General features: G+C 75.1%; 15 protein-coding genes, 1 tRNA gene, 2 pseudogenes and 1 riboswitch. Of the genes and pseudogenes, 7 read left to right on the forward strand and 11 right to left on the reverse strand.

The annotated features are described in order from the left end of the window. The first annotated feature begins 197 nt into the window (after positions 1-197). Positions 198-1,187 (forward strand): YIP1 family protein, encoded by a 990-nt coding sequence (locus tag ACFWMZ_RS22405; RefSeq protein WP_383172143.1) that lies wholly within the window; start codon positions 198-200, stop codon positions 1,185-1,187. A 78-nt stretch (positions 1,188-1,265) separates the two neighbouring features. Here ACFWMZ_RS22405 and ACFWMZ_RS22410 read toward each other — a convergent pair whose 3' ends face one another. Both ACFWMZ_RS22410 and dcd read right to left on the reverse strand, forming a co-directional pair. Continuing rightward, on the reverse strand, positions 1,266-1,763 hold the full coding sequence (locus ACFWMZ_RS22410; RefSeq protein ID WP_023418426.1) for a phosphoribosyltransferase: 498 nt from the start codon (positions 1,761-1,763) through the stop codon (positions 1,266-1,268). 8 nt (positions 1,764-1,771) lie between these two features. Continuing rightward, a complete protein-coding gene (gene dcd, locus ACFWMZ_RS22415) occupies positions 1,772-2,347 on the reverse strand; it encodes a dCTP deaminase (RefSeq protein WP_383172140.1) in 576 nt (191 codons plus the stop codon). A gap of 489 nt (positions 2,348-2,836) precedes the next feature. On the opposite strand from dcd, the gene ACFWMZ_RS22420 reads away from it, so the two are divergent. Further along, a tRNA-Gly gene (locus ACFWMZ_RS22420) sits at positions 2,837-2,907 on the forward strand. Between the two features lie 77 nt (positions 2,908-2,984). Further along, a pseudogene (locus ACFWMZ_RS22425) lies at positions 2,985-3,224 on the forward strand (DNA-binding protein); the annotation flags it as partial. Between the two features lie 150 nt (positions 3,225-3,374). On the opposite strand, the gene ACFWMZ_RS22430 reads toward ACFWMZ_RS22425, so the two are convergent. From ACFWMZ_RS22430 to ACFWMZ_RS22440, 3 genes are read right to left on the reverse strand one after another with little or no spacing between them, the layout of a single operon-like run. After that, positions 3,375-3,749: a transcriptional regulator gene (locus ACFWMZ_RS22430; RefSeq protein ID WP_383172138.1), complete on the reverse strand. Its 375-nt coding sequence runs from the start codon at positions 3,747-3,749 to the stop codon at positions 3,375-3,377. Next, entirely contained in the window at positions 3,746-4,165 is a 420-nt protein-coding gene (locus ACFWMZ_RS22435; protein ID WP_383203692.1) for a hypothetical protein, read from the reverse strand. Before ACFWMZ_RS22435 ends, ACFWMZ_RS22430 begins: the two co-directional genes overlap by 4 nt. Positions 4,166-4,217: 52 nt before the next feature. Further along, positions 4,218-7,811 (reverse strand): ATP-dependent DNA helicase, encoded by a 3,594-nt coding sequence (locus ACFWMZ_RS22440; RefSeq protein ID WP_383203695.1) that lies wholly within the window; start codon positions 7,809-7,811, stop codon positions 4,218-4,220. A 463-nt stretch (positions 7,812-8,274) separates the two neighbouring features. On the opposite strand from ACFWMZ_RS22440, the gene ACFWMZ_RS22445 reads away from it, so the two are divergent. Continuing rightward, a complete protein-coding gene (locus ACFWMZ_RS22445) occupies positions 8,275-9,561 on the forward strand; it encodes an MFS transporter (RefSeq protein WP_383172132.1) in 1,287 nt (428 codons plus the stop codon). Positions 9,562-9,628: 67 nt separating this feature from the next. Here ACFWMZ_RS22445 and ACFWMZ_RS22450 read toward each other — a convergent pair whose 3' ends face one another. Continuing rightward, positions 9,629-10,129 (reverse strand): hypothetical protein, encoded by a 501-nt coding sequence (locus ACFWMZ_RS22450; RefSeq protein ID WP_383203697.1) that lies wholly within the window; start codon positions 10,127-10,129, stop codon positions 9,629-9,631. On the opposite strand from ACFWMZ_RS22450, the pseudogene ACFWMZ_RS22455 reads away from it, so the two are divergent. Together ACFWMZ_RS22455 and ACFWMZ_RS22460 are read left to right on the forward strand one after the other, a co-directional pair. After that, positions 10,107-10,298 (forward strand): annotated as a pseudogene (locus tag ACFWMZ_RS22455) (hypothetical protein); the annotation flags it as partial. The gene ACFWMZ_RS22450 and the pseudogene ACFWMZ_RS22455 sit on opposite strands and share 23 nt — an antisense overlap. Positions 10,299-10,470: 172 nt before the next feature. Next, the gene (locus ACFWMZ_RS22460) at positions 10,471-11,169 is read left to right on the forward strand and encodes a sensor domain-containing protein (protein ID WP_383172128.1); all 699 of its coding nucleotides are present in this window, start codon (positions 10,471-10,473) and stop codon (positions 11,167-11,169) included. A gap of 79 nt (positions 11,170-11,248) precedes the next feature. Here the strand turns inward: ACFWMZ_RS22460 and ACFWMZ_RS22465 are convergent, their stop codons facing one another. The 5 genes from ACFWMZ_RS22465 to ACFWMZ_RS22485 form a co-directional block, all read right to left on the reverse strand. Further along, complete coding sequence (locus ACFWMZ_RS22465) at positions 11,249-11,686, reverse strand: acyl-CoA thioesterase (protein WP_383172126.1); 438 nt, start codon at positions 11,684-11,686, stop codon at positions 11,249-11,251. A 106-nt stretch (positions 11,687-11,792) separates the two neighbouring features. Beyond that, positions 11,793-11,944: riboswitch (cobalamin riboswitch) on the reverse strand. 67 nt (positions 11,945-12,011) lie between these two features. Beyond that, on the reverse strand, positions 12,012-12,812 hold the full coding sequence (locus ACFWMZ_RS22470; RefSeq protein WP_383172124.1) for an ABC transporter permease: 801 nt from the start codon (positions 12,810-12,812) through the stop codon (positions 12,012-12,014). Beyond that, on the reverse strand, positions 12,800-13,825 hold the full coding sequence (locus ACFWMZ_RS22475) for an ATP-binding cassette domain-containing protein (RefSeq protein ID WP_383203700.1): 1,026 nt from the start codon (positions 13,823-13,825) through the stop codon (positions 12,800-12,802). Before ACFWMZ_RS22475 ends, ACFWMZ_RS22470 begins: the two co-directional genes overlap by 13 nt. Beyond that, positions 13,822-14,031 (reverse strand): MbtH family protein, encoded by a 210-nt coding sequence (locus ACFWMZ_RS22480; protein ID WP_383172120.1) that lies wholly within the window; start codon positions 14,029-14,031, stop codon positions 13,822-13,824. The genes ACFWMZ_RS22475 and ACFWMZ_RS22480 overlap by 4 nt, the downstream gene beginning before the upstream one ends. Positions 14,032-14,134: 103 nt before the next feature. After that, positions 14,135-24,442, reverse strand: coding sequence for an amino acid adenylation domain-containing protein (locus ACFWMZ_RS22485; protein WP_383203703.1), 10,308 nt, complete (start codon positions 24,440-24,442; stop codon positions 14,135-14,137). A gap of 302 nt (positions 24,443-24,744) precedes the next feature. On the opposite strand from ACFWMZ_RS22485, the gene ACFWMZ_RS22490 reads away from it, so the two are divergent. Then, positions 24,745-25,059, forward strand: coding sequence for a hypothetical protein (locus ACFWMZ_RS22490; RefSeq protein WP_383172116.1), 315 nt, complete (start codon positions 24,745-24,747; stop codon positions 25,057-25,059). Positions 25,060-25,254 lie beyond the last annotated feature (195 nt).

Here is a 25,254-nt window from a genome sequence, read left to right on the forward strand (position 1 = left end):
ACCTCCGTGCGGTGAAGACTCGACACCTCCACCACACCGGAGGTCTTCGCCATGATCAAGACCCGTCGGCGTTAACAATGCTCGTGGTCAATACACCTAGGGGACCCCCGGCGGGGATGTCACAGCTCGGCCGCAAACGCCCCTTCCCCCAACTGGCCCCGGCGCACGATCCGTCAGGACCAGGTACGTTCGTACACGTGGCTGGATTCAGGACCGGACGCGGCCGGGACAACCGCACCGACCGACCGCACGGACAACCGCGGCAGCAGCCGTACGGGCAGCAGGCCCCGTACGGCGGCGCGCCGACCCCGCAGGGCGGATACCAGGGCCCGGCCCAGCAGTGGCCGCAGGCCGGCGGCCAGGGCGAGCCGGAGTACTTCGGCGACCCCGGCCACGGCGGCCACCAGCCGTACCCCCCGCAGCAGCCCCACCCGCAGGGGGGCTACGGCTACCCGGGCGGCCCGGCCCCCGACCCGTACGCGGGCGGGCACCCCGGCCCCGACCCGTACGCCCGCCGGCCCCAGGCCCCCCGCGACCCGTACGCGGCGCAGAACAACGCGGGCCACACCCAGGCCTTCTCGATCGACGAGCAGTACCACCACGGAGGCCCGCCCGAGGGCGAGGTCTACGCGAGCGGGCCCAGCGGCCCCCGCCTGCACTGGAAGGAGCTGATGCGCGGCATCGTGCTGCGCCCCGGCCCCACCTTCCACCGGATGCGCGACTACCAGGTGTGGGGCCCCGCCCTCACCGTCACGCTCCTCTACGGCCTGCTCGCCATCTTCGGCTTCGACGGCGCCCGCGACGACGTCATAAACGCCACCCTCTCCACGGCGATCCCGTACGTCCTCACCACGGCCGTCGCGTTCGCCCTGAGCGCCTTCATCCTCGGCACCGTCACCCACACCCTCGCCCGCCAGCTCGGCGGCAGCGGCTCCTGGCAGCCGACCGTGGGCCTGTCGATGCTGGTCATGACCGTGACCGACGTGCCGCGCCTGCTGCCGGCCGTCTTCATGGGCGGTGACGCCTCGGTCGTCCAGATCATCGGCTGGCTCACCTGGCTCGCCGCCGGCGCCCTCTTCACCTCGATGGTCGCCACCTCCCACGACCTGCCCTGGCCGAAGGCGCTCGCCGCCTCCGCGATCCAGCTCCTGGCGCTGCTGTCGCTGATCAAGCTCGGCACGTTCTGAGCGACCCCGCCAACGCCTGAGGGCCCGGACACCGAGTACTGGTGTCCGGGCCCTCAGACGTAACCGTCCTCGCCCGGGTCAGGCGTCGAGCACCTGACCCGCACGCTTCACCACGGGCGGCTCCACGCTCCAAGGGAAGTTGATCCACTCATCCGTCCGCTTCCACACGTACTCGCACTTCACCAGCGACTGCGACTTCTCGTAGATCACCGCGGAGCGCACCTCGGCGACCTCGCCGACGCAGAAGTCGTGCACCAGCTTCAGCGTCTTGCCGGTGTCGGCGACGTCGTCCGCGATGAGCACCTTCTTGTCGGTGAAGTCGATCGCGTTCGGCACCGGCGCCAGCATGACCGGCATCTCCAGCGTCTCGCCCACGCCGGTGTAGAACTCCACGTTCACCAGGTGGATGTTCTTGCAGTCCAGCGCGTACGCCAGGCCGCCGGCCACGAAGACCCCGCCGCGGGCGATGGAGAGCACGACGTCCGGCTCGTAGCCGTCGTCGGCGATGGTCTGGGCCAGCTCACGGATGGCTGTGCCGAAGGTCTCGTACGTGAGGTTCTCGCGAACGTCGCTCATGCCGGGTATCACACCTGCGTCCGATGGAAGTTGAGGTAGGAACGCGAGGCGGTCGGCCCGCGCTGCCCCTGATAGCGGGACCCGTACCGCTCCGAGCCGTACGGGAACTCCGCGGGCGAGGACAGCCGGAACATGCAGAGCTGTCCGATCTTCATCCCCGGCCAGAGCTTGATCGGCAGCGTCGCCAGATTGGACAGCTCCAGCGTCACGTGCCCGGAGAAGCCCGGGTCGATGAAGCCCGCGGTGGAGTGCGTCACCAGACCCAGCCGCCCCAGCGAGCTCTTCCCCTCCAGCCGCGAGGCCAGATCGTCGGGGAGCGAGATCACCTCGTACGTCGAGGCGAGCACGAACTCCCCCGGGTGCAGGATGAACGGCTCCTCGCCCGGAGGCTCCACCGTCCGCGTCAGTCCGTTCTGCTCCACGGAGGGATCGATGTGGGGGTACAGGTGGTTCTCGAACACCCGGAAGAACCGGTCGAGACGCACATCGATACTCGACGGCTGCACCATCTCGGGCTCGTACGGATCGATCCGTACCCGCCCGGCGTCGATCTCGGCCCGGATGTCTTTGTCTGAGAGAAGCACGCACCGAGGATACGCAGAGCGCGCGGGCCCGCCCCAACCGGACGGCCCCGCGCGCAGGTGACTCTTCTCGCGTCCTACCGCTTGGCCCACTCCACGGGCACGGCCTGCCTCAGTCGAGCGCACCGCGGGCAGCGGATCAGCCGCCCCGGCCCGATCCGCTCCGTCCCGAGCTGCTGCATCGGAAACGAAGCGGTGCTGAACACGTGCCCATCGGCACAGCGGACGACGGTCTGCTCCATCAAAGTCCCAGAGTCCTTCCCCACGAGCCCGTCACACACGTACGACGTCCGACGCCAGGAATCCGGCTGCCCGCGACCAGGCATCCAACGCCCGGGGGCACATTACGGGACGAACCCCCCGCCCCGCCGACGCCACCCCCGCCCGCACACCGTACGCCCGCCTCCCACGCGAAAGCCCCCGCCCTGGACGGCGGGGGCTCGGCATGGGGTAAAGTAACCAGCGGTCCACCCCTTCGGGGAAGTGGATCTTGCGGGTGTAGTTTAATGGTAGAACATGAGCTTCCCAAGCTCAGAGCGCGAGTTCGATTCTCGTCACCCGCTCTTCTTGACTAAGGCCCTGGTCGGTGACCAGGGCCTTGATTGTTTTCAGGCCTCTCCGTGTCTCGTGTGCCATTAGCAACATCCCACGCCTGAAATGGGCCCTTTCCCGCATCAAGGTGGAGCCGGTCACCGAACAGGCGGCCAAAGCGGCAGCGGAGCTGCTCAAAGGCGCCGGGTTGCACGGCCGCAAGTGCGCCATCGACGCCACCGTTGCCGAAGTCGTACTGCGCCAGCCGAAACCGGTCGCCCTGCTGACGTCCGACAGCGACGACATGGCCAAGCTCTGCGGCAGTCAGGTCCGCGTCATCCCGCTCTGATCCGATCCGTCGGCCCGCTTCGAGCCGCTACGCTGCGGGCTCCCTTCCGAGACGGGCTGCGGTAGGGCACGTGGCGAAGACACCTCTTCATCGCCACCCGCTCGCCCCAGGCTCTTTGCCGGCCGCATGGCCAGGCTCCGGGTTGAGGACTCAAATGCCGCCCGGCCTGGGGGCCGCCCGCCCAGGTGACAAGCGGTCCACCAGTGCCCGCAGCGCCCGCAGTTCCGTGTCCAAGGCATGGGCGCCCTCGCGGGTGAGGGTGATCCAGGTGCGGGGGCGGCGGCCCGCGTAGCCCTTTTCGAGGGTGATCAGGGCGGAGGATTCGAGGACCTTCAGGTGGCGGGAGAGGTTGCCGTCGGTGACGGAGAGTTCCCTCTTGAGGAAGCTGAATTCGACGCGGTCGCCTTCGCGGGCGATGGCGAGGATGCCGAGGCGGACGCGTTGGTGGACGGTGTCGTCCAGGGCCTGGGTCGGGTGCGGGGGCCCGTGGTCGTCCCGGGCGGTGGGCTGGTCCTCGGCGTTCATGGGGTGACCGTACGCGGGCCGGTGGGGGCGGGCTGCTTCCGGCGTCGGGTCGCTGCCGCCCAGGCGGCCAGGCCGGGCAGGAGCAGGATCGTCGCGAGGAGGAGGGCCTTGGCCTGGGGGCCGTCGATCCAGGCCGGGTCGGCGGGGTGGTGCCAGGGGAGCAGGCCGGTCGCCCAGCCGGCGCACAGGTAGCCGGTGAGGAGGAGGGCGTGGGTGGTGCCGGCGGCGGTGGTCCAGTCGCGTTCGGACAGGCCGAGGGCGAGGAGGCCCAGGCCCAGTCGGTGGCGGCCAGGAGGGCGGCGGCCCGCGCGTTCGGATCGGGCATGTCCGGGTCGGGTGCGTCGGTGTCGTTCGGCGTGGGTGGCCCCATGGTGTGTGCCCCCGTGTATTCCTCTGTGACGCCGTGCACATTTCATAGCAAAGCCCACGGCGGTCAAGAGTGGCGAGGGGGCGGCCGCAGGTCCGCGGTCAGCCGGGGCTGAGGAGCGCCGAGATCTTGGGGGTGGGCCAAGTGCCGTCCGGCGCCTGCCAGATGACGTCCACGCCGTGACCGGCGCGGAGTGCCTCCGCCGCCCACGGTTCCCCGGGAGGCCCGGTGAGGACCAGGCAGTAGCGGTCGGCGGTGAGAGCGTTGGTGTGGTCGATCTCGCGGAGGCGGGAAGCGCCCGCGCGCAGGTCGGCGTAGTGGGTGCGGTCGGCGCCGAGGACTTCGAAGAGGACGGAGGAACCGGACGTGGCCGGGAGGTGGATGTCGATGAGGTCGTCGTAGACGGGGTGGGCGCCCAGTCCGAAGAGGTGGGCGATGAGGCCGTAACGGGCCGCTTCGTGGTCCTTGCACGTGCGGTCCTCGGCCGCCTCCGAGCGGAGGAGGTACGCCAGCGGGCTGGTGGCGCCGGGCGTCTGCGAGGCCGCTGCGGGCGTGCCGTCGGTGGCGGTGAGGGGCATGGGCTGTTCCTTTGCCTCGGGTGAGTTGGGCGACGTGGGGGATTCGGCTGCGCCGAGGGGCGCGGGTGGCGCTTCGGCCGACGGAGTCTCGCCGGGCGGCGCGCCGTCGCCCGAGACGACGGCCTCCTCCGGCCCGCTGCCCTCAGCCGTGTCCGTGGCCGCTCGCTCCGCGTTCCGCTCCTGCAGCCGCTGCCGGGCCGTGCCGAGGGCTTCCGCCCAGCCGCTGTGTTCCAGGTGCTCTCTGAAGGCCGCGGGGTCGTGGGCGCCGGAGGCGAGGGCGCGGGATGCCGCCGTCGCCAGGTCGCGTAGCGCGCCGAGGCGCTCGCGGTCCGGGGAGCCCAGAAGACGCCACACGTCCAGCCAGTCGTGCTGGTCGAGGCGGAGGCAGCGGTTGGCCATGCCCTTCAGCTCGGAGAGCCGGGCGCGGGCGCCGTCGGGGACGGTACCGCCCGCGAGCAGCCCCGGGGTGGCGAGGGCGTCGAGGTAACGGGCCGCCATCCGCGTCGAGACGGGTGTACGCCCCAGCCCGCCCACGGTGACGAAGCTGACCGTGGAGGTGTGACGCAGCACCCAGGTGTCGAGGTACGAGCCGACCGCCGGGGGAGCCGAACCGTGGCGGACGGCGAGGAGGAGGGGGCCGTCGAGCGGAGGTTCCACCGCCTCCACCTTGTAGTTGCCGCCGCCGGTGTGGCCCAGTACGCGGACCCGTACGTCCGTACCGATGTCCGGTCGGCTCGCGGGCGAGGGCGCGGCGGTGGTGTCGGCGGGGGCGTCGGTCTCGTCAGGGGCGCCGCCGCTCTTCTCCGTGGGGAGCAACGCCGACGGGAGCGGGGTGGTGTGGAGGACGGTGAGGCTCTGGGTGCCGCGGGTCAGGGCGATGTAGAGGCGGCGCAGGCCGGCCGGGGTGCCGCCGTCGGCGATGGCGGTCGGTTCGACGACGAGGACGTGGTCGTACTCCATGCCCTTGGTCTCGGCGGCGGTCAGGACGGAGACGACGCGGCGCTCCTCGTCGCCGACCTCGCGCAGCGCCTCCAGGCGTTGGGTGATTCCGTCTAGTTGGGCCGAGCCCTCCGGGGCGACGACGGCGATCGAGCGGAGGGTGTGGCCGTCGTCGGTGCCGAGGAGGCGCGTCACCTCGGCCACGGCGTCGTCCTGGAGTCGGCCGGTGCCGGTGGGGCGGGCGCGCGCCGCGTCCGCCCCCGCCGAGCGCACGGCCAGCGGAACGGGCAGGCCCGGGGCCGCGGCCCTCGCCAGCGGGGCCACGAACTCCATCACCTCCGAGGGCACGCGGTAGCTGGTCGTCAACTCCTCGACCTGCCAGTCGCCGTGGTCGGAGAGGAGCGTGCCGAGCCGGTCCCACGTCCGGTACGGGTGCGGGCCGGTCGCCTGGGCGAGGTCGCCGAGAACGGTCATGGAGCCGCCCGCCGCGCACCTGCGGCGCAGCGAGAGGGCCTGCATCGGGGTGAGGTCCTGGGCCTCGTCGACGACGATGTGACCGTAGCGGCGCGGCGATTCGCCGTCGATGAGGTGGCGGAGTTCCTCCAGGCAGACGCGGTCGTCCAGGGTCCACGGCTCGTCGGCGGCCTTGGCCGCGCGCGGCCGGTGCAGCGCCGCCCGTTCCCGGTCGTCGAGGAGCCCGTCCGAGCAGGCGCGCAGCAGGTCGGGGGAGTCGTAGAGGGTGCGCAGGGCCTCGCGGGCGCCGGGGGAGGGCCAGACGCGCTCGACGAGGCGTTCCACGCGGCGGTTGCGTTCCAGGTCGCGGCGGATCGAGGTGTCGCGGCTGCGGCGCGGGGCGACGGCGACCAGCTCCTGGAGGAGGAGGTCGACGAGTCTGCTGCGGAACCGGTCACGGCGCTCCCGGTAGGAGCCGTCGCCGGCGAGGGCGGCGTCGGCCGCCGCGACGACCTCGGACCGGGCGACGCGCAGGGTGGTGCTGCCGACGGTGACGGTGAAGACCGGCTCGTCCCCCTCGAACGAGGCGGCGGTGGTCAGGGTGTCCACGGCACCGGGCCGGTACTCGCCCTCGACGCGGCGGCGCAGCACCGCCGCCATCCGCTCGTCGGACTTGACCAGGCGCGCGGCGTCGGAGTCGACGCCGCGGACGTCGCCCTCCCACAACCGGCTGAGCTGTACGGCGTTGACGTCGCGGGTGCCGAGGGTGGGCAGCACGCGGCCGACATACTCCAGGAAGTGCTGGTGGGGGCCGACGACGAGGATGTCCTGGGCGCGGAAGTGGTCGTTGTCGACCAGCCATGTCACGCGGTGCAGGCCGACGGCGGTCTTGCCGGTGCCGGGCCCGCCCTGGACCACCAGGATGTCCGTGGGCGAGCCGGTGACCAGCGCCATCTGGTCGCGGCGGATGGTCTCGACGATGTCCCGCATCCGCCCGCTGCGGGAGCGCTGCAGTTCGCGCAGGAGGAAGTCGTCGGGCTGGACGGGGTGGCGCCGCCGGATGCGGGCGACGTCGCCGGGGGTCGGGGTTCCGGTACGGGGTCGGGGGACGCGGGGCATGGGTGCGGCGGGTGCCTCGCCGTGCTCGCCGGCGGCCTCCGGGTGCTCGGAGGCGGCGGGGTCCGGGAGAGCCTCGGCGGGGGGCGGTTCAGCCAGGTCGCCGACGGGTGCGGAGGGCTGTTCGGAGGGGGCAGGGGGGAGCGCGATCTCGTCCCGGTAGTCCTCGACGATCCGTTCGGAGCAGCGCAGCTGGCGCCGGAGGACGATGTCGCCGGGGTTCTCCGGCAGTGCCTCGAACCAGCTCCGGGCGAGCGGACTCGTCCACACCACCACGACTGTGTCGCGGGTGCGCACGTCGGAGACGGGCCGCCGCCCCACGTACAGCGTCTCGGTCTCCTGACCGGCCCCCTCGCGCAGGTCGACGCGGCTGATGACGAGTGCCTCGCCGTCGAGTCCGCCGTAGGCGGCGGCCCGCGCGTCGCTCGCCACGCGGTTGGCGACGCCGTCCTTGCCGCTGGCGGAGGCGCGGGCCGCGGAGTTGTCGGTCAGTTCGGCGAGCCGGGCCTCGTAGCAGTCGTAGGCATGGTGGACCGCCTTCTGTTCCTCGGCGATGGTCTGCTCGCGCGTGTCGGCGCGGCGGTCGACCGCGCCCGCAGGTTCCGTCATCCGCATCCCTTCTCGCAGTGCCGCCTCCGGTACGGGCGGAGGCCGCCGCCACAGGCCGGTGCCTGCGCCCCTGGCCGGGTAGGGGCAGGCTGTGGCGATGGTCCCTATCTATCGCGGGACGACTGCTTTGGTACGGCGGTTCCGGAGAATGGGGTTCGTTCGGTCGCGCGGGACGGGTGGGGTGCGCGGGGGCACGCCGTCCCGTGCGGCGTGGCGCGGCTCACTCCGATTCCTCCGTCCCACCCGGAATGCCCCGCCCGTCCCGCGCGCTGCCCTCTGAGGGGCCGGTGCGCCGTCCCTCGTTTCGGCGTGCGCTGGGCAACGGGGCCCGGCGGGGCCGGAATCGCCGGTGCCGGAGGTCGCGGTGGCCGGATTCCCCGGCTCGCGTGTCCGCCCGTAGCCGTGTCCTGTACGTACGCGCCCGGTGTCCGCCCGCACCACCGCCCCTCGGAGGTACCCCGTCATGCCCTTGGCCCTGCTCGCACTCGCCGTCGTCGCCTTCGGGATAGGGACGACCGAGTTCGTCTCCATGGGTCTGCTGCCGCAGATCGCCGACGGGGTCGGGGTGTCCGTCCCGCAGGCGGGCAACCTCGTCTCCGCGTACGCGCTCGGGGTCGTGGTGGGGGCGCCGTTGCTCACCGGGCTCGGGGCGAAGATTCCGCACAAGAAACTGCTGCTCCTGCTCGCCGGGCTCTTCGTGGTCGGGAACGTCGCCTCCGCGCTGGCGCCCGGGTTCGGGACGCTCTTCGCGGCGCGGGTGCTGGCGGGGCTGCCGCACGGGGCGCTCTTCGGGGTCGGGGCCGTGGTCGCGTCGCGGCTGGTCGCACCGGAGCGGGCGGCGCGGGCGGTGTCGACCATGTTCCTCGGGCTGACCGTGGCCAACATCGTCGGGGTGCCGGCCGGTACGGCGCTGGGGCAGCAGTTCGGGTGGCGGTCGGCGTACCTGGCGGTCGCCGTGATCGGGCTGGTCGCGCTGGCGTCGCTGGCCCGGCTCGTACCGCACCAGCCGCGCGCCGAGGGCGCCGGTATCCGGCACGAGATGAAGGCGATGGGCAACCGGCACATCGCGATCGGGCTCGCCACCGCCGTCGTCGGCTTCGGCGGCTGCTTCGCCGTCTACAGCTACCTGGTGCCGATGCTGACCGAGGTCACCGGCATGGCGGAGTCGTCCACGACGCTGGTCCTCGCGCTGTACGGCGTGGGCATGACGCTCGGCACGCTCCTCGCCGGCCCGATGACCGACCGGGCGCTGCGCCCGACGCTGTACGGCGGCCTCGCGGTCATGGCCGTCACTCTCTTCGCCTTCTACTTCGCGGTGCAGCACACGGCGACGGCCCTGGTCTGCGTCCTGCTGATCGGCGCCATGGGCTCCTTCATCACCACGCCGGTGCAGATGCTGCTCATGGCCAAGGCCGAACAGGCCCCGACCATGGCGGCCGCCTCCAACCACTCCGCCTTCAACCTCGCCAACGCCGGCGGCGCCTGGCTCGGCGGCCTGGTCATCTCGGCCGGGTGGGGCTGGGCCTCGCCCGCGCTGGTGGGGGCGTCGCTGGCGGTCGTCGGGCTCGGCCTGGCGGTGATCGGCGGGGCGATGGACGGTGGGCGCGGGCCGCTTCGGCGGGGTGGCTCCCGGTCGACCGTGGTGGCCGGGACCCCCGGAGCCGGCACCGCTACGGGGGCAGGCGCCAAGGCGACCGGCGCCCAGGAGAGCGGCGCCGGGCAGGCGGCGGAGGCCGAGCGGGCCGGGTAGTCCGGTGCTGGGCCGATCCCGCCCGGACCGTCACCCGCAGCCCGGGGCGGCCCCTGGCGCGGCCCCCTCACGCCCCCGTCGTGGACCCAGGCCGCACGATCATCAGCACCACCACCGTCGCCCACAGCAAGTTGAAGATACCGGCGGTCATGGCCAGCTTGGCGGTCGCCGGGCGGCGGTCCGCCGCGGTGGCCGGGTCGGCCGTGTCAGTCGTCGAGGGCGGGTCCGGGGTGGCTGTGTGAGGCGTCGAGGGCGTCTGCGAAGTGGCTGTGTGAGGCGTCGAGGATGCCCGCGAAGTGGCCGTGTCCAGCAGCCATCCCTGTTCCGGAAGGATCACCGCCACCGGCAGCCACGCCGCGATCCCGGTCAGCACGATCGAGACGAGGAGCCAGGCGTCCGTCAGGGCGCCGAGGGCGGCGCCGGTGGCGATGCCGAGGACCGGGACGGCGATGCCGACGTAGGCGTAGCTGCGGCAGATCTTGTGGAGGAGGGCGGTGGCTTCGGGGGCCGTCTGGGTTCTGGCGTAGCGCGGGAACATCGAGGCGGGGACGGCGGCGAGCCTCGCCATGGCCGTCACGGCGTTCGCCCTGGCCGCCGCCGCGTGCCTCGCCGAGGAGTGGCCGCTGACCGTGCTGGCCGGTGTTCTGGCGGCCGCCTCCCACGCGGCGGTCGCGGGGTCGGCCCGTGCCTGCCGGGGATGCGCGCGGCTGCCGTCCGGGGAGGCGGTGGCGGCGTAGGAGGGAGGCCGGCCCGAGGCGGGGGCGGGGGATTACCCCACCCCTGGTCCGCCCGGCCGCCCCATGTCGCCGGGGGGCGCCGGACCGGCATCGTGGACACGCACCCGGGGCAGCGCGATCGCCGCGGCGTCGCTCCGTCCCTCGCTCCCTCCTCCCGGATGAGAGGTCACCCATGGCCACCGTCGACGCTCCCCCCACCTGCCCCCTGCCGCACGTCTCCGAGGAGTCGGCCTTCTCCGAGCGGCCCGCCGTCGTCCGGCGGGGGCCGTTGGCGGCGGCGACCTGGCGGGAGATCGGGTACGTGTTCAGCTCGTTCCCCGTCGCCATCGCCGGGTTCGTCTTCGCCGTCACCCTGTTCTCGGCCGGCGCGGGGCTGGCGATCACCGTGCTCGGGCTGCCCGTGCTGGCGGTGCTGCTGGCCGGGGCGCGGCTGCTCGGGGCGGGGGAGCGGGGGCGGGCCGGGGCTCTGCTGGGGGTGAGGACGGTGGCGCCCGCGCCGGTCGGTAAGGGCGGGATCAAGGAGCGGCTGGCGGACGTGGCGGGGTGGAAGGCCGTGCTGTTCCAGGTCGTCATGTTCCCGTGGCGGATCGCCTCGTTCGTCGTGACGCTGACCTTCCTGGCCACGGGGTGGGTGGTCGCCCTCCTCCCGCTCTACGCCTGGGTCTTCCCCACCTTCGTCGGCTGGCCCGGCTACCGCCTCTTCGACTTCACCACCGACGCGGGCGTCCACCACGCCTACTACCTGGAGTCGCCCTTCCAGATCGGCGCGGCCTCCCTGCTCGGCATCGGGCTCGTGCTGCTGACGCCGGTGCTGGTGCGGGCGATGAACCGGGTGGAGCGGTCGGCGGTGCGGGGGTTGCTGGCGGGGTGAGGCGTCCTCACCGCAGGAGGGGAGCGGTCGGAGGAGGCCCGGGCGTCGCGGTGGCGGCGCCCGGGCCTTCGCCGTCGGTTCAGCCCTGCTCCTCCGGCGTCTCCAGCGCGGCGACCGGTCGCGGCGCCCCCCGGTCGTCCACCGCCACGAAGGTGAGGCGGCCGGTGGCGACCTCGGTGGTGGGGCCCGAGGTGTTCCAGGACTCGGCGGTGACGCGGACGGCGACCGTCATGGAGGTGCGGCCCGCGCGGACCAGGGCGGCGTGGAGGTTGAGGAGGTCGCCGGCGCGGACGGGGGCGAGGAAGGCGATGCGGTCGACGGCGACGGTGACGGCGGGGCCGTCGGCGTGGCGGCCGGCGGCGGCCGCGGCCGCGTCGTCGATCAGCTTCATCACGACGCCGCCGTGGATGGTGCCGTAGAGGTTGGTGTCGTGCTCGCTCATGATGTGGGCGAGCTTCACCTGGGAGTCGGCCGGGGTCTTGGTGGTCCGGGGCGCGGTGCCGGTGGTTTCGGGCACGTCAACTCTCCTTCGCGAGTTGGCAGGAAACCTCGGCGGGGAGTGCGCGCACGGCGATGGCTTCGCCGAGGTCACCGCGCGGCCGGACGGCCACGCGGGCAACGGCAGGTCTTCGGACTCGCGGGCCCGCCCGGCGGACCTGCCGCCGAGCCCCTACTGGCCGTCGCTTCCCGGCCCCCAGGGGGCCAGTGCGTAGGACGGCGGTCGTTCCCGCTCACCGCTGCGGGGCAGTCCCGGATTCCCACCGGGTTCCCTCTTGCGACGCGCCCGCCTGGGGGGCGGGGCGAACCGGTTGCCCGGTCAGGGTAGTCGGCGGTGTCGCGGGTCAGCCGCGCCCCACCTCGCGGAACCTTCGCACCGCCACCCCCATGAAGACCGCCGTGATCCCCAGCGCGCAGAGCAGGGCGTACGGGAGGGCGTGGACGACCGGCCAGGTGTCGCGGGTGGGGGCCATGGGCGGGGCCGGGTTGGCGAAGAGGTCGCGGAGGGCGGTGGCGGTGGCGGAGACCGGGTTCCAGTCGGCGATCGGGCGGAGGGCGGCGGGGAGGGTGGCCGTGGGGACGAAGGCGGAGGATAGGAAGGTGACGGGGAAGAGCCAGATGAGGCCGGCGCTCTGGGCGACCTCGACGCTGCGGGCGGTGAGGCCGATGGTGGCGCCGACCCAGGACATGGCGAAGGCGAAGAGGAGGATCAGGAGGTAGGCGAGAACGGCCTCGGGGAGGGTGCCGGCGATGCGCCAGCCGATGAACAGCCCGCAGAGGGAGGTGACGGTGACGGTCAGCACGCTCATGGTGAGGTCGGAGAGGGTGCGGCCGAGGATCACCGCCATCGGGGACATGGGCAGGGAGCGGAAGCGGTCGACGATGCCCCGGTCCAGGTCGCCTGCGAGGCCCAGCGCGGTGAAGGCGGCGTTGAAGGTGACGGCCTGGGCGAAGATGCCGCCCATCAGGTACGTGCGGTAGGCGTCGCCGCCGAGGCTGCCGCCGAAGACGTAGGAGAGCAGCAGGACGAACATCACCGGCTGGATCAGGGCGGCGATGACCGAGCCGGGGGTGCGGCGGAGGTTCAGGAGGTTGCGCCAGGCGATGATCGTGGCGTCCCTGGCGACGCGGGTCACGGGCGCCATGCGGGTTCCTTCGCGGGTTCGGGGGCCGGGGCGGGCGCGGGCGTCGCGGCCCCCTGGCCGGTCAGGGCGAGGAAGACGTCGTCCAGCGTCGGGGGCGCGAGGCTGACCGGGCCGAGGGGGACGGCGGCGTGGCGCAGTGTGGTCAGGGCCTGTTCGAGGGTGGCGGGGCCGTGGTCGGTGGGGAGGGTGAGGACGCCGGTGCGCGGGTCGAGGTGGGGCTGGTGGGGGGTGAGGGGGGCCAGGAGGGCGAGGGCGGTGGGGCGGGTCGCGGGGTCGGGGAGGGCGAGGGTGAGGCGTTCGCCGCCGACGCGGGACTTGAGGGCGGCGGCGGTGCCCTGGGCGATGACGCGGCCGTGGTCGATGACGGCGATGGCGTCGGCGAGGTGGTCGGCCTCCTCCAGGTACTGGGTGGTGAGCAGCACGGTGGTGCCGGTGGCGACCAGGTCCTGGACGCACGCCCAGGTGTCGGCGCGGCCGCGCGGGTCGAGCCCCGTGGTGGGCTCGTCCAGGACGACCACGGCCGGGCGGGCGACCAGCGCCCCGGCGAGGTCGAGGCGGCGCCGCATGCCGCCGGAGTACGTGCCGCTGGGGCGGTCGGCGGCGTCGGCCAGGCGGAACCGGCCGAGGAGTTCGGCGGCCCGGCGGCGGGCGGGGCCGCGCCGCATGCCGTACAGGCGGGCCACCAGGTAGAGGTTCTCGCGGCCGGTGAGCTTCTCGTCGACCGCGGCGTACTGGCCGGAGAGGCCGAGGCGGGCGCGGACCGCCTCGGGGTCGGTGCGGACGTCGTGCCCCGCCACCCACGCCCGGCCGGAGTCGGGCCGGAGCAGGGTGGTCAGGACGCGGACGGTGGTGGTCTTCCCGGCGCCGTTGGGGCCGAGGAGACCGAGGACGGTGCCGGCGGGGGCGTGCAGGTCGACCCCGGCGAGGGCCTGCTTGGCGCCGAAGCGCTTGGTGAGCCCTTCGGCGCGCAGGGCGGGCCCGTCGCCGGGTGGTGTGCGGGGGGCGCGGCTCATGCGGCGACGGTGCGGCGGGCGCTGCGCGGGGTGAGGTCGGTCCAGTGCTCCTCGACGTAGGCGTGGCAGGCGTCCTGGTCGGCGGGGCCGAAGACGGCTTCCCACCCCGCGGGGACGGCGGCGAAGGAGGGCCACAGGGCGTGCTGGCCCTCGTCGTTGACGACGACGCGGTGGTGGGTGCGGGGGTCGTCGAAGGGGTTCGTCATGGGGGCTCCTTTGGTGAGGGGCTTGGTCAGTGCGGGTTGGGTCACTGGAGGGCGTGCGGGACCGTCCGTCCGGGGCGGGTGTGCGCCGGACGGGCGGGGTCGTTCAGGGGGAGGCGGGTGAGCCGTCGGGCCCCCGCCCGGCCCCGTCCAGCGCGGCCAGGGCCTCGGCGAGGACCGGGCCGACGAGGGCTCGGGCGTCCGGGGACATCAACTGGGCGTGGGCGTAGGGGACATCGGTGTTGTGGAGCGGGCCCGTGAGGTACGGGTCCCAGAGGGAGTGGGGGAAGGCGTCGGCGGGGCGGCCCACGGTGGCGGTGAAGAAGAGGGCGGGGCCGTGGAAGGTGCGCGGGGTGTGGCGGCGCATCAGGCGGGCCTGGCCGGCGAAGTTGTCGACCATCGCGTCGATGGTGGCGGGTTCGAGGGCGCCGAGCGGGCTGCCGGCCCGGCGGAACTCCTCGCGTACGGCGGCGGCGTCCACGGCGCCGCCGCCCCCGGCCTCGCCGGCGTCGGCCACCACCCCCAGGTTGTCCAGCAGGGCCCGGAAGACGGTGTCGCGGCTGGCGCTGTCCAGGTCGTCCAGGGGCGCGACGGGGAACGCGTCGAGGATGGCGAGGAGCGCCACCTCCTCGCCCGCCTCCTGGAGCTGGACGGCGATCTCCTGGACGACGTTGCCGCCGAAGGACCAGCCGAGGAGCCGGTACGGGCCGTGCGGCTGGACGGTGCGGAGTTCGGCGACGTAGGCCGCGGCCATCGCCTCGATGGTCTCGGGGAAGGGGGCGGTGCCGTCGAGGTTGGGGGTCTGGAGGCCGTAGAGGGGCTGGTCGGGGTGGAGGTGCGGGAGGAGCCCGGCGTAGGGCCAGGCGAGGCCGCCCGCCGGGTGGATGCAGAAGAGCGGCGGGTGGGAGCCGGTGGTGCGCAGGGGGAGGAGGGTGGCGAGGGAGTTGTTGTTGGTGGCGGAGTCGAGGCGGTCGGCGAGGGCGGCGACGGTGGGGGCCTCGAAGAGGGTGCGGATGCTCAGGTCGGTGCCGAGGGTGGCGCGGACCCGGCCGATCAGGCGGGTGGCGAGCAGGGAGTGGCCGCCGAGGGCGAAGAAGTCGTCGTCGATGGTGACGCGTTCGGCGCCCAGCGCCTCGGCGAACAGGGTGCACAGCACGTCCTCGCGCGGGGTGCGCGGCACGCGGCCGCCGGTCGGCGCGGTGAGGGCGCGGGGCGCGGGCAGGGCGGCGGTGTCGAGCTTGCCGTGCGGGGTGAGCGGGATGCGCTCCAGGGTGGTCCAGTGGGTGGGGACCATGTAGGCGGGCAGATGGCGGGTGGCGTGGGCGCGTACGTCCTCGGGGGCCGGGGTGGTGCCGGGGGCCGGGACCAGGTGGGCGGTGAGGGTGGTGCCCGCCTCGGGGTCGTCGTGCGGGACGACGGCGGCGTGCGTGATCTCCGGGTGTGTTTCGAGGACGGCGGCGACCTCGCCGGTCTCCACCCGGAAGCCCCGGATCTTGACCTGGCCGTCGGCCCGCCCGGCGAACCTGAGGGTGCCGTCGGCTCCCCGGACGGCGCGGTCGCCGGTGCGGTACATGCGGCTGCCGGGCGGTCCGTACGGGTCGGGGACGAAGCGGGCGGCGGTCTCGGCGGGGCGGCCGTGGTAGCCGAGGGCGAGGCTGTCGCCCGCCAGGTGGAGGTCGCCGGTGACGCCGGGCGGGGTGGGCCGCAGGGCCGCGTCGAGGACGAGGGCGCGGGTGCCGGTGACGGGGGTGCCGAGGACCGGGCCGGGGGTGTCGGCGAGGTCGGCGGTGAGGGTGTCGACGGTGGCCTCGGTGGGGCCGTAGAGGTTGAGGCAGCGGGTGGCGGGGGCCTCGCGCAGCCGCGTCCACAGGGTGGGCGGGACGGCTTCGCCGCCCAGCGCGAGGACGGCCGGGTGGTGGGCGCCGTCGGCGAGGAGCCCGGCGTCGAGGAGGTGGGCGGTGTGGCTGGGGGTGGTCTCCAGGACGTCGAGGCGGTGGGTGCGGACGGCGTCGACCAGCGCCTCGGGGTCGCGGCGGGTCAGGTCGTCCAGGAGGTGCAGGTGGTGGCCGTCGAGCAGCCACAGGACCGGGTCCCAGGAGGCGTCGAAGGTGAGGGCGGCGGTCAGCGCCACGGCGAGCCGGGGGCGGCCGGTGGCGCGGACGGCCGGGGCGAAGAGGTGGCGCCGGTGGTGGTCGAGGAGTCGGGCCAGCGAGCGGTGGCCGACCAGGACGCCCTTGGGGGTGCCGGTGGAGCCGGAGGTGTGCAGGAGGTAGGCGGGGTCGTCGGCGGTGGGGCGCGCGCCGGTGTGCGCGGGCGCGGGCAGCGGGGCCTGGCCGAGGAGGAGGCGGGGATGGTCCGTCGGGAGCTGGTCGGCTGTCGTCGTGGTGGCGAGGGTGAGGCGCGGGCGGGCGTCGGCGAGGACGGCGGCGAGGCGGGCCTCGGGCATGGCGGTGTCCAGCGGTACGTGGACGGCGCCCGCCTTGAGGACGGCGAGCAGGGCGGCGACGGAGTCGGTGGAGCGGGGGAGCAGCACGGCCACCCGGTCGCCGGGGACGACGCCGGTGGTGGCGAGCAGCGCCGCCAGGTGGTCGGAGCGGGCGTCGAGTTCGGGGAAGGAGAGGGAGCCGTCGGGCGCGGTGACGGCGAGGTCGCCGCTGCGGGAGCGGGCGCAGGTCTCGGCGAACCGGTCGAGCACGGTGTGGGCGACGGGCGCCCCCGCCTTCCCGCGCCCCAGCGCCAGCAGCCGCGCGTCCTCGGCCGCGTCGTGCAGCGGCAGCTCCCGTACGGGGGTGTCGGGTCCTGCCGTGGCGGCGGCCGTGAGGTGGGCGAACCAGGCCGCGACGCGGCGGGCGGTGCCGGGGTCGAACCGGTCCCGGCTGTACTCCAGGGTGCCGGTGAGAGCGCCGTCCTCCTCGCGGAGGCTGAAGGAGAGGTCGAACTTGGCTCCGCCGGAGGCGACACCGTCCAGGGTGGCGGCGAGGCGGGGCAGGTCGAGGCGGGGCGGACGGGTGTTGTTGAGGGTCAGCATGGTCTGGAAGAGGGGGTGGCGGTTGAGGGAGCGGGCCGGGCGGACCTCTTCCACCAGCCGCTCGAAGGGGATGTCCTGGTGGGCGTAGGCGGCGAGGTCGGTCTCCTTCACCCGGGCCAGCAGGGCGCGGAAGGTGGGGTCGCCGTCGGTGCGCACGCGCAGCGGCAGGGTGTTGACGAAGAAGCCGACCAGCGGGTGGAGCGCCTCGTCGGTGCGTCCGGCGACCGGGGTGCCGACGGTGAGGTCGTCGCCCGCGCCGGTACGGGTGAGCAGGGCGGCCAGCGCGGCGTGCAGGACCATGAACGGGCTGGTCCCGGTGGCCCGCGCGAGCCGGGTGACGGCCTCGGTGGTGGCGGGCGGCAGGGCCAGCTCGACGGTGCCGCCGCGCCCCGTGGAGCGGGCGGGCCGGGGCCGGTCGGCGGGCAGCGGCACCTCGTCCGGAGCCCCGGCCAACTGCTCCTTCCAGTAGGCGAGCTGGCGCCCGCCCAGCGATCCCGCGTCGCCCGGGTCGCCGAGCAGGGCGGCCTGCCACAGGGTGTAGTCGGTGTACTGGACGGGCAGCGGCGCCCACTGCGGCACCCGCCCGGCGGTCCGGGCCGCGTACGCCCCGGCCAGGTCCTCGGCGAGCGGGCCCATCGACCAGCCGTCGGCCGCGATGTGGTGCACGGTGACGAGCAGGACGTGCCGCTCGGCACCGAGCGCGAACAGCTCGGCCCGCAGCGGCAGATCGGCGGCCAGGTCGAAGGGGTGCGCGGCGGCCTCGCGCAGGGCGCCTTCCACCTCCGCCTCGGTCACCGCGGTGACGGGCAGGGCGGGCCGGGCGTCGCCGGGGTCGAGGACCGCCTGGTAGGGCTCGCCCTCGTGGTCCTGGACGCGGGTGCGCAGGCTCTCGTGGCGGGCGGTGACGTCGGCGAGGGCGGCCCGCAGGGCGGCGTGGTCGAGCCGGCCGTCCAGCCGTACCGCGACGGGGATGTGGTACGCCGCGTCGGCCGGGTCGAGCCCGTGCAGGAACCAGAGGCGGCGCTGGGCCGGGGAGAGCGGCGGGTGTGCCGGGCGCTCCGCGCGGCGCAGGGCGGGGCGCGCGGTCCCGGCGTCGTCCAGGCGGGCGGCGAGGGCGGCCGGGGTGGTGGCGTCGAAGAGGGTACGCACCGAGAGCTCCACGCCGAAGGCGGAGCGGACCCGGCCGATCAGGCCGAGGGCGAGCAGGGAGTGGCCGCCGAGGTCGAAGAAGTCGTCGTCCCGGGAGACGTGCGGCTGTCCGAGGCATTCGGCGAAGAGCGCGCAGAGGATCTCCTCGCGCGCCGAGCGCGGCACGGCGGTGCCCTCCTCGGCGGGCGCCTGCGGCCCGGGGGCGTCGGGGAGGGCGGCGAAGTCGGTCTTGCCGTGCACGGTCAGCGGGAGCGCGGCGACGGGCACGACGGTGGCCGGGACCATGTAGGACGGCAGCCGGGTCGCGGCGTGGGCGCGCAGGTCGCGGCCGGCCAGGCGCTGGCCCTCGACGGGCACGGCCCAGGCCAGCAGGCGGCCCGTGCCGTCGGGACCGGGGCGGACGGTGGCGGCCGCCTGGGCGACGCCGGGGTGGCGCAGCAGGGCCGCCTCGACCTCGCCGGTCTCCACGCGGAAGCCGCGCACCTTGGCCTGGCCGTCGGCGCGGCCGAGGTATTCCAGCCGTCCGGCGCGGCGCCGGACCAGGTCGCCGGTGCGGTACATGCGGGAGCCGGGCGGGCCGTACGGGTCGGGCAGGAAGCGGTCGGCGGTGGCGGCGGGGGCCTGCTCGTAGCCGAGGGCGAGGCCGGGGCCGGTCAGGTACAGCTCACCCGTGGTGCCGGGGGCGGCGGGGGTGAGGCGGGCGTCGAGGACGCGGGCGCGCGCTCCGGTGACGGCGCGGCCGAGGTGCGGGCGGGTGCCCGCGGTGATGGGCGCGGTGACGGCGTCGACGGTGGCCTCGGTCGGGCCGTAGAGGTTCCAGGCGCTGACGTCGGTGAGGGCGCCCAGCTCCTCCCAGAGCGTCTCGTTGACGGCCTCGCCGCCGAGGGCGAGGACCCGGGGCCGGGGGCGGCCGGGGGCGAACAGGCCGCAGACCCGCAGTTGTTCGAGGAAGGACGGGGTGGTCTCGACGACGTCGATCGCGTGGGTGTGGAGGTGGGCGGTGAGCGCCTCGGGGTCGCGGCGGACGGCGTCCTCCACCAGGTGCAGCTCGTGCCCGGCGGCCATCCACAGGATCGGGTCCCAGGAGGCGTCGAAGGTGAGGGCGGCGGTCAGCGCGACCCGCAGCGGCCGCCCGTTGTTGGCCGCCTCGGCCGGGCCGATGAGGTGTTCGCGGTGGTCGGCGTAGAGGTTGGCGAGGGCGCGGTGGTCCACCACGACGCCCTTGGGGCGACCGGTGGAGCCGGAGGTGTAGAGGACGTACGCGGCGTCGCCCGGACGCGGCGGCGCCGGGAGCGGCCCGGTCGCGGGCCAGTCGGCGGGGTCGTCGGCGAGGGTGAGCCGCCGGTGGCCGGTGGCGGGGACGGCCTCGTCGGTCGCGACGGTGGTGAGGACCAGGCGCGGGTCGGCGGTGCGCAGGATGAGGGCGTTGCGGGCGGCCGGGTGGGTGGTGTCGAGGGGGACGTGGACGGCTCCGGCGCGCAGCACGCCGAGGAGCGCCGCGAGGTAGCCGGCCGAGCGGGGCAGGGCGACGGCGATCCGGTCTCCGGGGCGGACCCCGCAGGCGGCGAGGCGGCGGGCGAGCCGTTCGGCGCGGTCCTGGAGCTGCCCGAAGGTGAGCCGTCCGGTGGCGTCGACCACGGCGGTCCGGCCCGGGGCGGCGTCGGTGCGGGCGGCCAGCACCTCGGTGAGCGTCCGGCCGGGCGCGGCGGCGGACGGCGCGGGCCCGGACTCGTCCAGGGCGGCGGCGCGCTCGCGCGGGGTGAGGAAGGGCAGGTCGGTGAAGGGGGTGCCGGGGTGGTCGAGGAGGGCGGTGAGCAGGGCGGCGAAGTGGGCGGCGAACCGTTCGGCGGTGGCCCGGTCGAACAGGTCCTCGCTGTACTCCAGTTCGCCGCTGATCCCGGCCGGGGTGCCGTCGGCGGTGTGGCGTTCGGTGAGGTCCCAGGTGAGGTCGAACTTGGCGCCGCCGCGGCCGGCCGCGGTGTCCTGGCGGACGGTGAGCCCGTCGAGGGCGGCGCGGGGCGCGGGCGCGTTGTTGAGGGCCAGCATCACCTGGAAGAGCGGGTGCCGGGCCGGGGCGCGGGGCGGCCGGACGGCCTCCACGACCCGTTCGAAGGGCAGCTCCTGGTGGGCGAGGGCGGCGAGGTCGGCCTCGCGGACCCGGGCCAGCAGGGTGGTGAGGTCCGGGTCGCCGGAGGTGTCGGTGCGCAGGGCGAGGGTGTTGACGAAGAAGCCGACCAGATCGGTGAGGGCTTCGTCGGGCCGCCCGGCGACGGGGGTGCCGATGACGAGGTCGCTGCCCGCGCCGAGCCTGCTCATCAGGGCGGCCAGCGCGGCGTGCAGCACCATGAACGGGCTGGTCCCCGAGGCGGCGGCGCGCGCGGCCACGGCCCGGTGGGTGGCGGCGGGGACGGTGAGCGGGACGGCGCCGCCGCGCCCGGAGGGCTGGGCCGGGCGGGCCCGGTCGCCGGGCAGGGTCGACTCGGTGGGGGCGCCGTCCAGGGCGGCGGTCCAGTGGGCGAGCTGGCGCGCGGCCAGGTCGGTGGGCTCGCCCGGGCCGCCGAGCAGGCCGTGCTGCCACAGGGCGTAGTCGGCGTACTGGACGGAAAGCGGCGCCAGCTCGGGGGTGCGGCCCGCGCGGCGGGCGGCGTAGGCGTCGGTGAGGTCGCGGAGCAGCGGGACCATCGACCAGCCGTCGGCGGCGATGTGGTGGAAGGTGAGGACCAGCAGGTGGTCCTGGTCGCCGTCGGTGAACAGGCGGGCCCGCAGCGGCGGTTCACGGTCCAGCGCGAACGGCTCGGGGTCGGGCTCGGGCGACCCGCCGCGAGGCAGCGGCGCCACGGCGAGCGGTACGCGGGCCTGGTCCCGTACGACCTGGTGCGGCCCGTCGGCGTCCTCGGCCACTACGGTCCTGAGGCTCTCGTGGCGCTCCACCACGTCGCCGAGGGCGGCGGCGAGCGCCTCCTGGTCGAGCGGCCCGGTCAGTCGCAGCCCGACCGGCAGGTGGTACGCGGTTCCGGCGCCGCCCATCCGCTCCAGCAGCCACAGCCGCCGCTGGGCGGGGGAGAGCGGTACGCGGGCCGGGCGGGGGCGTACGGCGCGGACCGGCGGTCGGGGCGGGGCCGCGCGGTCCAGGGCGGTGAGCAGCCCGGCGGGCGTCGGGTGGTCGAAGAGGGCGCGGATCGCCACCTCGGCGCCGAACGCCTCGCGGACCCGGCCGATCAGGCGGGTGGCCAGCAGGGAGTGGCCGCCGAGCCGGAAGAAGTCGTCGTCGCGGCCGACCTCGCCGAGCCCCAGGCAGGCCGCGAACTCCGCGCACATCCGCGCCTCGTCGGGCGTGCGCGGCGCGCCCCCCGCCGAGCGGGGCGTCTCGGCCTCGGGGAGGCGGGCGGTGTCGAGCTTGCCGTTGGGGGTGAGGGGGAGGCGGTCCAGCACGGCGTAGGCGGCGGGGACCAGGTGGTCGGGGAGGGCGGCGGCGAGCAGGTCGCGGACCTCGGCCGGGTCGGTGCCGCCGGGGCCGGGGACCAGGTAGGCGGCGAGGCGCCGGGGGCCTTCGGCGGGTCCGGTCAGCGCCACGGCGGCGTCGGCGATGCCGGGCAGGGCGCGCAGCGCCGCCTCGACCTCGCCGGTCTCCACCCGGTGGCCGCGGATCTTGACCTGGTCGTCGGTGCGGCCGAGGAACTCCAGCGTGCCGTCGGCCCGCCACCGGGCCAGGTCCCCGGTGCGGTACATGCGGGCGCCGGGCGGGCCGAACGGGTCGGGCAGGAAGCGGCGGGCGGTCAGCCCCGGGCGTCCCGCGTAGCCCCGGGCGACGCCCTCGCCCGACAGGTACAGCTCGCCGGGGGTGCCGAGCGGCATCGGGTGCAGGGCGCTGTCGAGGATGTAGGCGCGGGCTCCGGCGACGGGGCGGCCGATGGTGGGGGCGGTGCCGGTGACGCGGGCGGTCACCGCGTCGACCGTCGTCTCGGTCGGGCCGTAGTAGTTGAGGACGATCAGGTCGTCGTGGGCGGAGAGTTCGGCCCACAGGGAGTCGTCGACCGCCTCGCCGCCGAGCGCGAGGACGCGCGGGTGGTGGCCGGGGCCGGTGAGGAGTCCGGCGGCGAGGAGCTGCCGCAGGTAGCTGGGGGTGGTCTCGACGGCGTCGATGCGCTCCTCGGTGAGGAAGGCGGTGAGCGCCTCGGGGTCGCGGCGGGTGGTGTCGTCGGCGAGGTGGAGTTCGTGGCCGGCGGTCATCCACAGGATGGGGTCCCAGGAGGCGTCGAAGGAGGTGGCGGCGGTCAGCGCCACCCGCAGCCGCCGCCCCAGCGAGGCCTCGGCGAGGGCGTGCGCCTCCCGGCGGTGGTGCTCCGCCAGGTTGGCCAGCGAACGGTGCTCCACGACCACGCCCTTGGGGCGGCCGGTGGAGCCCGAGGTGTAGATGACGTAGGCCGCGTCGTGCGGCTCGGGCGGGGACGGCTCCGTACCGCCGGCCCCCGCGGGCGGTACGGCGCCCGGGTCGACCAGCTCCAGCCCGTCGTGCGGCACCGCCGTGCCGGGCCGCGCCACCAGCGCCACCGGCGCCGCGTCCTGGAGCATGTACGCCAGCCGGTCCGCCGGGTACGACGGGTCCACGGGCAGGTAGGCCGCGCCGCTGCGCAGGACCGCCAGCAGCGCCGTGACCAGGTCGGCGGAGCGCTCCAGGCCGACCGCGACCCGCTCGCCGGGCCGGGCCCCGCGCGCCGTCAGCTCGGCGGACAACGCGCGTACCCGGGTGTCCAGCTCGGCGAAGGTCAACCGCTCGCCGCCGCCCACCACGGCGGTCGCGTACGGCGTCCGCGCCGCCTGCGCGGCGAACTGCTCCGGCAGCGTCGGCAGCGGCCCTGCGGAGGCCGGCGCTCCCGTCCCGAGCCCGATCAGCCGGGCGTGCTCCGGCGCCGGGACGACCGGCAGGGCCCCCACGGGCCGCTCCGGGTCCTCGGCGAACGCCTCCAGCAGGCGGCAGAACGCGCCGTGGTGGCGGGCCAGTTCCGCCTCGCCGTAGCGGTCCGGGTCGGCCAGCAGGTCGACGCGGAGGCCACCGTCGCCGTAGGAGGCGTGCACCGCGACGACCAGGTCCTCGACCGGGCCGACGGAGAGGTTGTGCAGGGTGGCCGGGTGCGGGCCGAAGTGCAGGGCGTCGTCGAAGGCGAGGACGTTGACGGCCGGGCCCGACTGCGCCTCGCCCACCCCGAGCCCCCGGTCGCTGCGCAGCTCCTGCGAGGGATAGCGCTGGTGCCGCAGGACCTTGCGGGCCTCGGCCGAGGCGCGCTTGGCGACGTCGGCGACGCGGTCGGCGGGGGATATCGCCAGCCGCATCGGCAGCACGTTGGAGAGCATGGCGGGCGTGGTCCGCGCCGCCGGGGTGCGCCGTGCCGTGACGGGCAGCCCCAGCACGACTTCCCCGAGCCCGCGTTCCCGGTGCAGGCAGACCCCGAGCGCCGCCATCAGGAAGGCCGGCCAGGCCACTCCGGCGCTCTTGGCGGCCGCCCGCAGCCGGGCCGCCTCGTCCGCGCCGAGGTGTCGCCGCACCGCCCGTACCCGGTGGGCGGGACCGCCCGGGGCGCCCGCCGCGAGCCCGGCCGGGGCGGGGGCGCCGTCGAGGTAGCCGGACCAGAACTCCCGGTCGGCGGCGTGCTGTCCGCCGGCGCGGTACGCGTCCTCGTCCTCCAGGACCGGGCCGAGCGGCGCGGGCCGTACCGGCACCGGCTCGTCGGGGGCGGTGACCAGCAGGGTGTAGACCTCGGCGATCCGGGCCAGCGCCAGCACGGCCCCGTACCCGTCGACGGCCAGGTGGTGCACCTGCTGGTGGAAGAGGTGGTGGCCGTCGGCCAGCCGGTAGAGCGCCATCCGCGCCAGGGGGCCGCGCGCCAGGTCGGCCGGGCGCGCCAGCTCGGCCTCCATCCGCCGGACCGCCTCCGCGCGCGGGTCGGCGTGGGCCGACACGTCGACCACCGGCACCTCGATACGGGGCTGCGCCCAGACCCGCTGCCACGGCACGCCGTCCTGCTCCCAGAAGGTCAGCCGCAGCGCCTCGGTCTCCTCCTCGACGTGCCGCACCGCCCGGCGCAGCGCCCGTACGTCCAACTCGCCGCGCACCTCGACGTACTCGGCGACGTTGTACGCGGGGCTGTCCGGGTCGAGCCGCTGGGCGAACCACAGTCCGCGCTGCGCGGCCGTCAACGGGTACGCGGCGAAGTGGCGGTCGGTCGGGACAGAGGGCACGCTGGCTCACCTTCGAAACGCTGACGGGGGCGGCGGCGCTCTGTCGAAGATCGCCGCACGGGCAGTCAACAAGTCATTCGGAGCCCTGTCCGGGAGGGTTTGGTCGTGTGACGCAGCCCACGGTCGAACAACCGTATTTCTGCTCCTCCCGGGCGAACCACCGTTCTGCAGTTCGACTTCACCAACCCGGCACACGAGGCGACCAAACCCCGCCCGCCCCCGCTCCGAACCAGAGAACGGCACCGCGCCGCCTGCCCGGTGCCGACGCGACTCCCCTACCGCTGAGACTCTCTGGAGCCCGTATGAAGACCCGCACCGCACTCACCCGCCTGGCCGCCGCCACCGCGACCACCGCCGCCCTCCTCCTCACCGGCGCGGCCACCGCCTCGGCGGCCGCCCCCGACACCCCGCGCCCCACCGCCAACACCTCGATACGCCCCACCGACTCCGCCCCGGCCGACCGCTCCCCCCTCACCTCCCTCTACCGAGGCGTCCAGGGCGGCAACCTCTGCCTCCTCGCCCACTGCACGGTCGGCGGCGACGAGGGCTCGGCCCAGGTGAGCAACACCCAGGGGGCCAACCTCTGTCTGCTGGCGGTGTGTTCCGTGCGTCCTTGAGGTGAGGGCGGGCTCCGGGACCCGGTACGTGAGGCGCCCTGGAGCCCGTCGCCGGGACCGGCCCGCGTCAACTTCCCTTCTCTCCAGGGTGATGCCGCCGTCGGCCTTCATACGGCGTATGCGGTCCGACCGTGGGGGGATTTCCCTTTCTTCCGGGCGAGCGGGGAATCATATTCCCCACGCGGGGCACGCGTT

Origin of the sequence: Streptomyces sp. NPDC058373 (genome assembly GCF_042723275.1) — a bacterium.
GTDB lineage: Bacteria > Actinomycetota > Actinomycetes > Streptomycetales > Streptomycetaceae > Streptomyces.

What these genes read in the sequence shown, in the direction of transcription:
- ACFWMZ_RS22480 (WP_383172120.1), bottom strand. Translation starts at nt 14,031, where the DNA reads ATGACGAACCCCTTCGACGACCCCCGCACCCACCACCGCGTCGTCGTC.
- ACFWMZ_RS22490 (WP_383172116.1), top strand. Translation starts at nt 24,745, where the DNA reads ATGAAGACCCGCACCGCACTCACCCGCCTGGCCGCCGCCACCGCGACC.
- ACFWMZ_RS22460 (WP_383172128.1), top strand. Translation starts at nt 10,471, where the DNA reads ATGGCCACCGTCGACGCTCCCCCCACCTGCCCCCTGCCGCACGTCTCC.
- ACFWMZ_RS22450 (WP_383203697.1), bottom strand. Translation starts at nt 10,129, where the DNA reads ATGGCGAGGCTCGCCGCCGTCCCCGCCTCGATGTTCCCGCGCTACGCC.
- ACFWMZ_RS22470 (WP_383172124.1), bottom strand. Translation starts at nt 12,812, where the DNA reads ATGGCGCCCGTGACCCGCGTCGCCAGGGACGCCACGATCATCGCCTGG.
- ACFWMZ_RS22440 (WP_383203695.1), bottom strand. Translation starts at nt 7,811, where the DNA reads ATGACGGAACCTGCGGGCGCGGTCGACCGCCGCGCCGACACGCGCGAG.
- ACFWMZ_RS22445 (WP_383172132.1), top strand. Translation starts at nt 8,275, where the DNA reads ATGCCCTTGGCCCTGCTCGCACTCGCCGTCGTCGCCTTCGGGATAGGG.
- ACFWMZ_RS22475 (WP_383203700.1), bottom strand. Translation starts at nt 13,825, where the DNA reads ATGAGCCGCGCCCCCCGCACACCACCCGGCGACGGGCCCGCCCTGCGC.
- ACFWMZ_RS22435 (WP_383203692.1), bottom strand. Translation starts at nt 4,165, where the DNA reads ATGAAATGTGCACGGCGTCACAGAGGAATACACGGGGGCACACACCAT.
- ACFWMZ_RS22430 (WP_383172138.1), bottom strand. Translation starts at nt 3,749, where the DNA reads ATGAACGCCGAGGACCAGCCCACCGCCCGGGACGACCACGGGCCCCCG.
- ACFWMZ_RS22410 (WP_023418426.1), bottom strand. Translation starts at nt 1,763, where the DNA reads ATGAGCGACGTTCGCGAGAACCTCACGTACGAGACCTTCGGCACAGCC.